Source organism: Microbacterium sp. Leaf351, assembly GCF_001423825.1.
Classification (GTDB): domain Bacteria; phylum Actinomycetota; class Actinomycetes; order Actinomycetales; family Microbacteriaceae; genus Microbacterium; species Microbacterium ginsengisoli.
This window is the reverse complement of sequence record NZ_LMPK01000033.1, coordinates 226,182-237,631: the sequence shown is the minus strand read 5'-3', so window position 1 is coordinate 237,631 and position 11,450 is coordinate 226,182. Positions and strand designations below refer to the sequence as shown.

At 69.7% G+C, this 11,450-nt stretch carries 12 protein-coding genes and 1 pseudogene; 2 read left to right on the top strand and 11 right to left on the bottom strand.

Features of this window, described 5'->3' with window-relative positions; all coding sequences use genetic code 11:
* From ASG00_RS17925 to pdxS, 11 genes are all read right to left on the bottom strand, one after another.
* A partial coding sequence (locus ASG00_RS17925) for a RelA/SpoT family protein (protein WP_235559469.1) occupies positions 1 to 1,417 on the bottom strand: 1,417 nt, incomplete at its 3' end.
* Between the two features lie 64 nt (positions 1,418 to 1,481).
* On the bottom strand, positions 1,482 to 2,471 hold the full coding sequence (gene secF / locus ASG00_RS09480) for a protein translocase subunit SecF (protein ID WP_056208945.1): 990 nt from the start codon (positions 2,469 to 2,471) through the stop codon (positions 1,482 to 1,484).
* A complete protein-coding gene (gene secD, locus ASG00_RS09475; protein WP_045248072.1) occupies positions 2,471 to 4,180 on the bottom strand; it encodes a protein translocase subunit SecD in 1,710 nt (569 codons plus the stop codon). Before secD ends, secF begins: the two co-directional genes overlap by 1 nt.
* A 37-nt stretch (positions 4,181 to 4,217) precedes the next feature.
* Entirely contained in the window at positions 4,218 to 4,664 is a 447-nt protein-coding gene (locus tag ASG00_RS09470) for a preprotein translocase subunit YajC (RefSeq protein WP_056208943.1), read from the bottom strand.
* Positions 4,665 to 4,740: 76 nt separating this feature from the next.
* Positions 4,741 to 5,772 carry a Holliday junction branch migration DNA helicase RuvB gene (gene ruvB, locus ASG00_RS09465; RefSeq protein WP_045248070.1) on the bottom strand — a complete coding sequence of 344 codons (1,032 nt, stop codon included), beginning with the start codon at positions 5,770 to 5,772 and terminating at the stop codon, positions 4,741 to 4,743.
* Positions 5,759 to 6,379 carry a Holliday junction branch migration protein RuvA gene (gene ruvA / locus ASG00_RS09460; protein WP_045248069.1) on the bottom strand — a complete coding sequence of 207 codons (621 nt, stop codon included), beginning with the start codon at positions 6,377 to 6,379 and terminating at the stop codon, positions 5,759 to 5,761. The genes ruvB and ruvA overlap by 14 nt, the downstream gene beginning before the upstream one ends.
* 45 nt (positions 6,380 to 6,424) lie before the next feature.
* A complete protein-coding gene (gene ruvC, locus ASG00_RS09455; protein ID WP_056208939.1) occupies positions 6,425 to 6,988 on the bottom strand; it encodes a crossover junction endodeoxyribonuclease RuvC in 564 nt (187 codons plus the stop codon).
* Positions 6,989 to 7,043: 55 nt separating this feature from the next.
* A complete protein-coding gene (locus ASG00_RS09450; RefSeq protein ID WP_056208936.1) occupies positions 7,044 to 7,802 on the bottom strand; it encodes a YebC/PmpR family DNA-binding transcriptional regulator in 759 nt (252 codons plus the stop codon).
* A gap of 10 nt (positions 7,803 to 7,812) precedes the next feature.
* Positions 7,813 to 8,349, bottom strand: a complete 537-nt coding sequence (locus tag ASG00_RS09445; protein WP_056208933.1) for a DUF1697 domain-containing protein — start codon at positions 8,347 to 8,349, stop codon at positions 7,813 to 7,815.
* Between the two features lie 46 nt (positions 8,350 to 8,395).
* Entirely contained in the window at positions 8,396 to 8,989 is a 594-nt protein-coding gene (pdxT, locus tag ASG00_RS09440) for a pyridoxal 5'-phosphate synthase glutaminase subunit PdxT (protein ID WP_200930906.1), read from the bottom strand.
* Positions 8,983 to 9,906: a pyridoxal 5'-phosphate synthase lyase subunit PdxS gene (pdxS, locus tag ASG00_RS09435; RefSeq protein ID WP_200930901.1), complete on the bottom strand. Its 924-nt coding sequence runs from the start codon at positions 9,904 to 9,906 to the stop codon at positions 8,983 to 8,985. Before pdxS ends, pdxT begins: the two co-directional genes overlap by 7 nt.
* 62 nt (positions 9,907 to 9,968) lie before the next feature.
* Between pdxS and ASG00_RS09430 the strand changes: the two genes are divergently transcribed.
* Together ASG00_RS09430 and ASG00_RS17920 are read left to right on the top strand one after the other, a co-directional pair.
* Positions 9,969 to 11,309 (top strand): aminotransferase class I/II-fold pyridoxal phosphate-dependent enzyme, encoded by a 1,341-nt coding sequence (locus ASG00_RS09430; RefSeq protein WP_056208927.1) that lies wholly within the window; start codon positions 9,969 to 9,971, stop codon positions 11,307 to 11,309.
* Positions 11,306 to 11,450: pseudogene (locus ASG00_RS17920) on the top strand (pyridoxal kinase); the annotation flags it as partial. The gene ASG00_RS09430 and the pseudogene ASG00_RS17920, both read left to right, overlap by 4 nt.

Genomic DNA, 11,450 nt, shown 5'->3' with positions numbered 1-11,450 from the left:
CCTCGACGACGTCGCCCGAGTTCAGTTCGCTCTCGAGCGGAACGAGACGCCCGTTGACCTTCGCCCCCATCGTGCGATGGCCGATCTCGGTGTGCACCGCATAGGCGAAGTCGACCGGAGTCGCGCCGGACGGGAGCCCGATCACGCGTCCCTTCGGCGTGAAGACGTAGACCTCCTTGGCGCCGATCTCGAACCTCAACGACTCGAGGAACTCGCCGGGGTCAGCGGTCTCGGCCTGCCAGTCGGAGATGTGGGCGAGCCACGCCATGTCGGTGTCGACGGTGCGGTCGTCGGTGCGACTGCCCGACATCCGCTCCTTGTACTTCCAGTGCGCCGCGACGCCGTACTCGGCCTGCTGGTGCATCTCGTTCGTGCGGATCTGGATCTCGACCGTACGACCGCCCGGGCCGATCACCGTGGTGTGCAGCGACTGGTAGAGGTTGAACTTCGGCGTCGCGATGTAGTCCTTGAAGCGGCCGGGTAGTGGCGTCCAGCGGGCGTGGATCGAGCCCAGCACGGCGTAGCAGTCGCGCACGGTCGCGACGATCACGCGGATGCCGATCAGGTCGTAGATGTCGTCGAACTCCCGACCGCGCACCACCATCTTCTGATACACGGAGTACAGCTGCTTCGGACGACCCATGACGCGCCCGCGGATGCGCAGCTCGCGCAGATCCGCATCGACGGAGTCGATCACACTGTGCACGTACTGCTCGCGCTGGGGCGTGCGCTGCTTGACCAGACTCTCGATCTCGGCGTAGAGCTTGGGGTGCAGTACGGCGAACGAGAGGTCCTCGAGCTCCGACTTGATCGCCTGGATGCCGAGGCGGTGCGCGAGCGGAGCGTAGATCTCGAGAGTCTCGCGCGCCTTCTTCTGCGCCTTCTCGGGCGGCACGAAACCCCACGTGCGCGCGTTGTGGAGCCGGTCGGCGAGCTTGATGAGGAGCACGCGGATGTCTCGCGACATCGCGACGATCATCTTGCGGACCGTCTCGGCCTGCGCGCTCTCGCCGTACTTGACCTTGTCGAGCTTCGTGACGCCGTCGACGAGCATCGCGACCTCGTCGCCGAACTCCGCCGTCAACTGGTCGAGGCTGTAGTCCGTGTCCTCGACGGTGTCGTGCAGCAGGGCCGCAGCGATCGCCTTCGGTCCGAGACCGAGATCGGCGAGCACCTGAGCGACCGCGAGCGGGTGCGTGATGTACGGCTCACCGCTCTGGCGCTTCTGGTCGCGGTGCGCGCGCTCCGCGACGGTGTATGCGCGCTCGATGACAGCGAGGTCGCCGCGCGGATGATGCGTGCGCACCGTGCGCACGAGCTGGTCGACATCGTCGCGCCGGTGCGCGCGGGAGAAGATCCGAGGCACGAGCCGCCGCAGCGAAGAGGCCTGGGGCGCGGCCGGAACGGTCTCGGTCACTCGCGTCTCACCGCCCTTCGCCGGATCGGATCATCCTACGCCCGCTGCCGAGGTGGACGGCCGCTCAGGCGGCGACCTCTGCCTTGCTCCGAGAGGCGCGCACGCGGGCGTCGCGCGCCTTGACCTTCGGCTCGTTCTCACGGAACAGCGAGTACAGCGGCGCCGCCACGAAGATCGTCGAGTAGGCAGCCACGATCGTTCCGACGAAGATCGACAGCGAGATGTCGGTGAGCGTCTGTGCACCCAGCCAGAACGCGCCGATGAACAGGATCGCACCGGTCGGGAGCACCGCGACGATGGTCGTGTTGATCGAACGGATGAGCGTCTGGTTGACAGCCAGGTTCACCGACTCGCCGAACAGGCGACCGGCCGCCTCACCGCCTTCGCGCGTGTTCTCCCGGATCTTGTCGAACACGACTGTCGTGTCGTAGAGCGAGTACGCCAGGATCGTGAGGAATCCGATCACCGCGGCGGGCGAGATCGCGAAGCCGCAGACCGCGTAGATGCCGATCGTGATCACCAGCACGTCCACCACGCCGATGACGGCCGCGGCCGACATCTTCCACGTGCGGAAGTAGAGCGCGAGGATGAGGAACGTCAGCGCGAGGAAGATCGCGAGTCCCCAGAGCGACTGGCGCGTGACATCCGCGCCCCACGCCGGACCGATGAACGAGTCGGTGACGTCGGTCTGCGGCACGTCGAACGCCGTGGCGAGCGCCTGGCTGACCTGCTGGGTCTGCTCGGGCGTCATCTGGTTCGTCTCGACCTGAACCGAGGTGCCCCCGACCGTGGTGACGCTCGAGACCGAGCCGGGGACGACACCGTTGACGGCGTTCGTCGCGGTGAGCTGATCGGGGTTCGTCAGACCGCTCACGGTGAACTGCGAGCCGCCGGTGAACTCGATCGAGAAGTGGATCGGGCGCACGAGGGGAACGAGCACCGACGCGATCACGAGCACCGCCGCGATGATGAACCACACACGACGACGGCCGACGAAGGGGAAGGACGTCTTGCCGGTGTAGAGGTCGTTTCCGAGCTGATTCATGGAGCGCATCAGTCGTCTCCCTCCTTGGTCGCGGTCGTGGTCCCGCCGCCGAGTTCGGCCGCGCGCTTTCGCTCGGCGATCGTCTGCCGGCGCTCCGCCTCCTTGCGCGACTTGGCCGAACGCCCGGCGGTCGCCGCTGCCGGGGCGCGGAACTGGGCGCGGCCGCGGTAGACGGCGCCGAGCGCCTCGGGGTCGAGACCCGAGAGCGGGTGCCCCGAGCCGAAGAACCGGGTGCGTGCCAGCAGCTGCATGACAGGGTGCGTGAACAGGATGAAGATGAGCACGTCGATCGCGGTCGTGATGCCGAGCGTGAACGCGAAGCCCTTCACCGTCGCATCCGCGAGGATGTAGAGCACGACGGCCGCGAGCACGTTGATCGACTTCGAGATGTAGATCGTGCGCTTCGCCCGGCCCCAGCCGTCCTCGACGGCGGAGGTGATCGACTTGCCGTCGCGCAGCTCGTCGCGGATGCGCTCGAAGTACACGATGAACGAGTCGGCGGTGAAGCCGATCGTCACGATCAGACCGGCGACACCGGCGAGAGAAAGGCGGAAGCCCATGCGCCACGCCAGGATGCAGAGCACCGCGTACGTGATGACCGCCATCACCGCGAGGGACGCGATGATCACCGAGCCGAGAGCCCGGTAGACGATGAGCGAGTAGATCGCGACGAGCGCCAGACCGATGAGTCCCGTGATCAGACCGATCATGAGCTGCTGTGAGCCGAGGGTCGCCGAGATGGTGTCGGAGCTCTGCACCGAGAAGCTCAGCGGCAGAGCACCGAACTTGAGCTGGTCGGCGAGCGTGGTCGCGCTCTCCTGCGTGAACGAGCCCGAGATCTGCGGTTTGCCGTCGGTGATCACGGCGTTCATGCTGGGGGCGGAGAGAACGGATCCGTCCAGCACGAAGGCGAACTGGTTGAGCGGCGCCGTCTGGCTGTAGAGGCGCTTGCTGATGTCGCCGAAGGTCTGGGTTCCCTCGCCGTTGAACACGAGGTTCACGACCCACTGGCCGTTCTGCGTGTTCAGACCGGCACTGGCGTCGGTGATGGCGGAGCCGTCGAGCTCGACGGGCCCGAGGATGTACTTCGCGGTGTTGGTCGAGTCGCAGGTGACGAGCGGCTTGTCCTTGGGCGCGTTCGCGGGGTCGTTCGTCGTCGCCGAGCAGTTGTAGGCCTGATACTCCGCCTGCAGCGCCGGGGTGATCCACGAGGTGTCACTGCCGCTCGTGGGCGACGCGGTCGGGGTCGACTGCAGGGTGGGCGCCGGCGTCGGGTAGGGCGTCTGGTTCCCGTCCTGTCCGGTGAAGCTGCCGGTGACGTCGGCCGACGTGTACAGCACGGCCCGCAGCTGCAGCTGGGCCGAGGCCTCGATGCGCTGTCGCGTCTGCTCGTCCGCCGTTCCGGGGATCTGCACGACGATGTTGCGGCCGCCCTCTGTCGAGACGGATGCCTCGGACACACCCGACGCGTCGATGCGCTGGCGGATGATCGACACCGCCTGGTTCATCTGCGTGTCGGTGGGTGCCGCGCCGTCGACGGTCTGCGCCTGCAGGATAATCTGCGTGCCGCCCTGGAGGTCGAGCGCGAGCTGCGGGGCCCACGACGACTTCTGGAACACGTAGACGCCGAGGGCGTTGATGCCGAACAGCACGGCGATCACGGCCAGCAGGCCGATGAGGGCACGCCAGGCGTGCTTGACGGGGGTGGATGTCGCCACTGATCAGGTCTTTCGGAAGGGGTGCGCGGGCACCGTGTCAGGCGTCGGTGCCGTTCTTCTTCTCGTCGTCGGCGTCGGCGGCCTTCTTCTGGTCGTCGCTGATCGAGGAGATCTCGCCGCTGGCGACGCCGGCCTCGTACTCGTCGTGGGTGGCCTCGGCCTCGAGGTACTCGTCCTCGGTGACGACCTCGTCGATCGGGTCGACGACGCGAAGGATCGCCTGGCTGTGTACCTCGATCTCGACGCCGGGGGCGATCGAGACCACGGCCGGCTGGTCGAGGTTGTCGGAGTCGAAGGTCACGATGGTGCCGTACAGGCCTCCCTGCAGCAGCACCTTGGCGCCGGGGACGGTCTGACGCGCGCGGGCCTCGACCTCGGCCTTCTGCTTCTGCATGCGGCGTCGGGAGCTCCAGAACATGAAGACCAGGAGCAGGACGAGCAGGATGAGCAGGCCGTAGTTGCTGAAGAACGTGCCGAAGTCCATGCGGGCGCGGAGCCTTTCAGATGAGGCGCACTCAAGATGGGCGCCGTAGGGAGAGGGCGGCGAAAGCCTTCAGCGATTATAGGTCATCCATATCGAGCGTTCCGGTCGCATGTGCCGGGGCCACACCGAGATGGGCATACGCCTCGGGCGTGGCGACGCGCCCGCGGGGCGTGCGACCCATGAGTCCGATGCGCACGAGGTAGGGCTCGACGACCGACTCGATCGTGTCGGCCTCCTCTCCGACCGTCACCGAGAGGGTGCCGAGGCCGACGGGCCCGCCGCCGAACCGGCGGATCAGAATGTCGAGCACCGCCCTGTCGAGCCGATCGAGACCGATCGGGTCGACGTCGTAGAGCTCGAGCGCGGCGCCGACGGCCGCGACATCCGTGCCCGCGCCCCCGTGTACGAGCAGGTAGTCACGTACGCGGCGCAGCAGTCGGTTCGCGATGCGGGGTGTCCCCCGGGAGCGGCGGGCGATCTCGGCGCGGGCGCGGGCGGACAGTTCGACCCCGAGCACGATTGCCGAGCGCTCGACGACGCGTTCGAGCTCGGCGGGGTCGTAGTACTCCAGATGGGCGGTGAAGCCGAACCGGTCGCGCAGTGGGTTCGGCAGCATGCCGGAGCGCGTCGTCGCGCCCACGAGCGTGAAGGGGGCGAGATCGAGCGGGATCGAGGTGGCGCCGGCGCCCTTGCCCACCATGATGTCGATGCGGAAGTCCTCCATCGCGAGATACAGCATCTCCTCCGCCGAACGGGCCATCCGGTGGATCTCGTCGATGAACAAGACCTCCCCCGGCTGCAGGCTCGACAGCAGCGCCGCGAGGTCCCCCGCGTGCTGGATCGCGGGGCCGCTCGAGAGCCTCAGGGGACGCCCGCTCTCGTGCGCGACGATCATCGCAAGAGTGGTCTTGCCGAGCCCCGGGGGGCCGGCGAGCAGGATGTGATCGGCGGGCCGCTCCTGGATGCGGGCGGCATCGAGCAGCAGCTGCAACTGCCCGCGCACCTTGGGCTGCCCGATGAACTCGGCGAGCGACGTCGGGCGCAGTGCGCCCTCGATGGCGAGCTCGGTCTCATCGACCGCCTGCGGGTTCACCTCATCCACGCACATGCTCCCCTCGCGCGGGCCCGAGCTCGGCGAGGGCGAGCCGGAGCAAGGCGGGAACGCTGCGTTCGGTCGCGGGCGCGCTCTCGATGACGGATGTCGCGGTCTCCTGTGCGACCCGGTCGTTCCAGCCGAGACCGTTCAGGGCCGCGGTGAGCTGGGTGAGCAGCGCCGCGTCTCCCCCGCCCGTCGGAGAGGTCGAGGCAGCTGACGGCGGGGCGAGGCGCCCGGCGAGCTGCACGACGATGAGCTTTGCCGTCTTCGGGCCGATCCCGGAGACGCGCCGGAACGGCGCGTCGTCCTCGGCGGCAACGGCGGCGGCGATCTGGTCGATCGACAGGTGCGAGAGCACGCCGAGGGCCGACTTCGGACCGACGCCGGAGACGCCGAGGAGCGCCAGGAACACGACGAGCTCGGCGCGCTCGGTGAACCCGACGAGCTGCATCGCGTCTTCGCGCACGACGAGATGCGTGTGCAGCAGCACCTCGGCGCCGGGAGTCAGGCTGTGGGCGACGGGCTGCGTCACTGCGACGGCGTAGCCGACACCGCCCGTTTCGACGACGACGGTGTCGCCGTCGACGTACAGCACGGAGCCGCGCACGGAAGCGATCATGGCTCCACCCTACGAGACGGTTCGCAGATATGTTCGAGCGACACGCTAGCGGCGGGCGCGGCGCTCGGCGTCGGCCCAGGCGCGCTGCGCCGGCGTCAGGGCGGATGCCCCGGGGGCGGCGGGGCCGCGACGCCAGGCGTGGCAGAGCGCGAGGGCCAGGGCGTCCGCGGCATCCGCCGGCTGCGGGGGTGCGTCGAGGCGCAGCAGGCGCGCGATCATCGCCTGCACCTGCGCCTTGTCGGCTGAGCCGTAGCCGGTGACGGCGGCCTTCACCTCGGACGGAGTGTGGGTCGCGGCCTCGAGGCCGAACTCGGCGGCGACGAGCAGCGCGATGCCGCTCGCCTGGGCCGTCCCCATGACGCTGTGCCGGTTGTGCTGGGCGAAGACGCGCTCGACGGCGACCACGTGGGGCTGATGGACGGCGACGACCTCGCGGATACCGTCGGCGATGAGGCGCAGGCGCCGCTGGATCGCGAGGTCGGGTGAGGAGCGCACGACCCCGACGTGCACGAGGCGCGCAGAGCGGTCGGGAGCGACATCCACCACGCCCACGCCGCAGCGGGTGAGGCCGGGGTCGATGCCCAGCACGCGCAGCGAAGGGGTGGTCACTCCCCCACGCTAACGATCGCGGGTCGCGGCGCTCGAGCGGCGCGCCCGCGTGCGATCACTCGTCCTCTTCGAGCTCGGCCTGCACCTCGGCGGTGAGGTCGAAGTTCGAGTAGACGTTCTGCACGTCGTCGCTGTCCTCGAGGGCGTCGATGAGGCGGAACACCTTGCGGGCGGTCTCGGCGTCGATCTCGACCTTGAGGGTCGGGACGAACTCGACGTCGGCCGACTCGTACTCGATGCCGGCGTCGACGAGCGCGCTGCGGACGGCCACGACATCGGATGCCTCGGTGATGACCTCGAAGCCCTGGGCGTGGGGCTCGATCTCCTCGGCGCCCGCCTCGAGGGCCGCGAGCATGACGTCGTCCTCGGTCGTGCCCTCCTCAGAGACGACGATGACGCCCTTGCGGGAGAAGTTGTAGGCGACCGAACCGGGGTCCGCGAGGGTGCCGCCGTTGCGGCTGAGTGCCGTGCGCACCTCGGCCGCGGCGCGGTTCTTGTTGTCGGTCAGACACTCGATCATGAGGGCGACGCCGTTGGGACCGTAGCCCTCGTACATGATCGACGAGTACTCGACCGACTCGCCGCCGATGCCGGCGCCGCGCTTGATCGCGCGGTCGATGTTGTCCTTGGGCACCGAGGTCTTCTTGGCCTTGAGCACTGCGTCGAAGAGGGTCGGGTTGCCCTGCAGGTCGGCACCGCCGAGCTTGGCTGCGACCTCGATGTTCTTGATGAGCTTCGCCCACGACTTCGCGCGGCGGGCGTCGACGACCGCCTTCTTGTGCTTGGTCGTGGCCCATTTGGAGTGTCCGGACATAGGCTCCAGTTTACGGGCGTGCGGCGAGGATCTTCACGAGGGTGCGGAGATTGCGCGTCGTGGTGCGCTCCCGCCAGGTGCGACGCGCGACCGCCTTCGCGAAGGGGGTGTCGGTCGAACGTCCCTTGGGTGGGTTCCAGTACACGACGGCGCCGTCGCGGGCGACCGGATCGAGGTCGTCGTCGCGGGGCTCGTCGATGAGGGATGCCGCGGTCTGCGCGGTGTCGCAGAAGATCACCCAGGGCTGCCGCGCGGTGTCGTCGGCCGCGAACGGGAACCCGCCGATCGCCTCTTCGACGGCCTCCCGGGCAACGAGCAGCAGGTGCGCGTCGTAGTCGTAGTGGCGTCCGAGCGCCGCCTCGAGCCTCGCGCGGAGAGCCGCGGCATCCGCTCGCTCGGTCGGGTGGTCGAACACGACGTTGCCGCTCGCGAGCACCGGCACGACGTCAGTGCCCCCGATGCCCGTCACGATCTCGCGCAGCTCGGCGTTGCGCACGGTCGCGCCGCCGACGTTGACCCCGCGCAGCAGGGCGATCCAGCTGGTCACGTCGCGAGACTACGCGGCGGGGACGACATCGAACGGATGCCGCGGCTCACGCCGCCGCGACGGCGTCGAGCAGCAGGCGGTGGAACCTCAGCTCCCCCGTGACCTCGGGGTGGAACGACGTGCCGAGCAGGGGGCCCTGCCTCACGGCGACGACCCGCCCGTCGGAGAGGTGGGCGAGCGGTTCGGCCCGGGCGCCGACCTGTTCGATGAGCGGTGCGCGGATGAACGCGGCGTGCACAGGCGGTGCGCCGAGGGAGGGCACGTCGAGGTCGGTCTCGAACGAGTCCACCTGGCTGCCGAACGCGTTGCGGCGCACCGTCACGTCGAGGCCGCCGAAGGTCTGCTGCCCGGCGATGCCGTCGACGATGCGCTCGGCGAGCAGGATGAGGCCGGCACAGGTGCCGTACACCGGGAGCCCTCCGGCGATCGCCTCGCGCAGGGGGTCGCGCAGCTCGAAGGCGCGGGCGAGCTTGTCGATGACGCTCGACTCGCCGCCCGGGATCACGAGCCCCTGCACGGCGGCGAGGTCTTCGGGGCGCCGCACCCTGGCGACATCCGCCCCCAGCGCCGCCAGGGCGACGGCGTGCTCGCGCACGTCGCCCTGGAGCGCGAGCACCCCGATGCGCGGGCTGGTCACCAGCCGCGCTCGGCGAGGCGGTGCGGTGCGGCCAGGTCGGTGACATTGATGCCGACCATCGCCTCGCCGAGTCCGCGCGAGACCTCGGCGATGACGGCCGGGTCGTCGTAGAACGTGGTCGCCTTCACGATGGCGGCGGCGCGCTCGGCCGGGTTGCCGCTCTTGAAGATGCCGGAGCCGACGAACACGCCGTCGGCACCGAGCTGCATCATCATGGCCGCATCCGCGGGGGTGGCGACGCCGCCGGCGGTGAAGAGCACGACAGGGAGCGTGCCGGTCTCGGCGATCTCGGCGACCAGCTCGTAGGGCGCCTGCAGCTCCTTTGCGGCGACGTAGAGCTCGTCCTTGGTGAGGGAGCGCAGCACGTTGATCTCGCTCGTGATCTTGCGGATGTGCTTGGTCGCCTCGGACACGTCGCCCGTGCCGGCCTCGCCCTTCGAGCGGATCATCGCCGCACCCTCGTTGATGCGGCGCAGCGCCTCACCGAGATTCGTCGCGCCGCAGACGAAGGGCACCGTGAACTTCCATTTGTCGATGTGGTTGACGTAGTCGGCGGGCGAGAGCACCTCGGACTCGTCGATGTAGTCGACGCCGAGCTGCTGCAGCACCTGCGCCTCGACGAAGTGCCCGATGCGCGCCTTCGCCATGACCGGGATGGAGACCGACGCGATGATGTCGTCGATGAGGTCGGGATCGCTCATGCGGGCGACGCCGCCCTGGGCGCGGATGTCGGCGGGAACCCGCTCGAGCGCCATCACGGCGACGGCGCCGGCGTCCTCGGCGATGCGCGCCTGCTCGGCGGTGACGACGTCCATGATGACGCCGCCCTTGAGCATCTCGGCGAGGCCGCGCTTGACGCGGTCGGAACCGATGGTGGGAGTGGTCACGGTCTGCTCCTTCGGGCGTCCGGATGACGCCATGTTTTGGCCTAGGCCGAAATGTAACACGACTGGCGCTTAGGCTTGCTGCGAGGGGGTCACACATGACGACCGGCATAACGGGCACCACCGCGACCGAGATCGCGGACAGCGTGCGCACGCTCGTCGAGCGAGGCGATCGCGTCCCCGGCGCGCTGCTGCCGCCCGTGCGCACCCTCGCCGACACGCTCGGCGTGAACCGCAACACCGTCGTCGCGGCCTACCGGCAGCTCGCTCTGGCGGGGGTCGTGGTCTCGCGGGGGCGCGCCGGAACCCGCATCGCCGCGCGCACCCGCATCGCGCAGGAGGGCTACGCCGCCGACACCGTGCTGCGCGACATCGGCACGGGCAACCCCGACCCGCGACTCATCCCCGACCCGACCGAGGCCCTCCGACGCGTCGGCGGACGCCCCGTGCTCTACGGAGAGCCGGTCATCGACCGTGCGCTCGAGGCGTGGGCGCGGGACTGGATGACCGAGGCGCTGCCGGAGGCGCGCGACATCCGCCTCACGATCACCGGCGGCGCGTCCGACGCGATCGACCGCCTGCTCTCGCAGACCCTCGCCCGCGACGACGCCGTGGCGCTCGAGGACCCGTGCTTCCTGTCGAGCCTGAACATCGTGCGCCTCGGCGGCTACCGGGCCGTGCCCGTCCCGGTCGACGAGGAGGGCATGACTGTCGCCGGACTCCGGGCCGCGCTCGCCGTGGGCGTGCGGGCGGTCGTGCACACCCCTCGCGCGCAGAACCCCACCGGTGCCGGCCTCAGCGCCGCGCGCGCGGCGCAGCTGCGGGAGGTGCTCGCCGAGCACCCCTACGTGCTCATCATCGAGGACGACCACTTCTCCCTGCTCTCCACCCGCCCGTTCCACTCGCTCATCTCCCCCGCCCACGAGCGCTGGGCCCTCATCCGCTCGGTCTCGAAGTTCCTCGGGCCCGACATGGGGCTGGCCATCACAGCCGCAGACCCGCACACCGCCGAACGCCTCGCCCTGCGGCTGAGCCCCGGCACCACCTGGGTCAGTCACCTGCTGCAGCGCCTCGCGCACGCCCTCCTCATCGACCCGGCGGTGCGCGCGCAGATCGACGCGGCCGGCGCGCATTACGCCTCGCGCAACGCCGCCTTCATCGCCCGGCTCGCCGACCGCGGCATCGTCGTGCCGCCCTCCGACGGACTCAACGTGTGGGTGACGACGGATGCCGCGGCCCGCCCCGTCGCCGAAGGGCTCATGCGTCGCGGGTGGCTCGCCCGGCCGGGCGACGAGTTCGAGCTGGCCGGCGGGGGTGCGGCATCCGCTCTTCGTCTCACGGTGCACGAGCTTGACGATGCCGATCAGGAGCGCCTCGCGGACGACGTCGCCGCGGCCGTCGTCGCGGCGCGCGCCGCGGATGCGAGGATCGACGGATGAAGATCCTCTCGATCCAGTCGGCCGTGGCCCACGGGCACGTCGGCAACTCGGCCGCCGTGTTCCCGCTGCAGCGCATCGGTGTCGAGGTGCTGCCGGTGTACACGGTGACCTTCTCGAACCACACCGGGTATGACTCCTGGC

What these genes read in the sequence shown, in the direction of transcription:
- secF (WP_056208945.1), bottom strand. Translation starts at nt 2,471, where the DNA reads ATGCGCTCCATGAATCAGCTCGGAAACGACCTCTACACCGGCAAGACG.
- ASG00_RS09470 (WP_056208943.1), bottom strand. Translation starts at nt 4,664, where the DNA reads ATGGACTTCGGCACGTTCTTCAGCAACTACGGCCTGCTCATCCTGCTC.
- ruvB (WP_045248070.1), bottom strand. Translation starts at nt 5,772, where the DNA reads ATGTGCGTGGATGAGGTGAACCCGCAGGCGGTCGATGAGACCGAGCTC.
- ruvA (WP_045248069.1), bottom strand. Translation starts at nt 6,379, where the DNA reads ATGATCGCTTCCGTGCGCGGCTCCGTGCTGTACGTCGACGGCGACACC.
- ASG00_RS09450 (WP_056208936.1), bottom strand. Translation starts at nt 7,802, where the DNA reads ATGTCCGGACACTCCAAATGGGCCACGACCAAGCACAAGAAGGCGGTC.
- pdxS (WP_200930901.1), bottom strand. Translation starts at nt 9,906, where the DNA reads ATGGCGTCATCCGGACGCCCGAAGGAGCAGACCGTGACCACTCCCACC.
- ASG00_RS09430 (WP_056208927.1), top strand. Translation starts at nt 9,969, where the DNA reads ATGACGACCGGCATAACGGGCACCACCGCGACCGAGATCGCGGACAGC.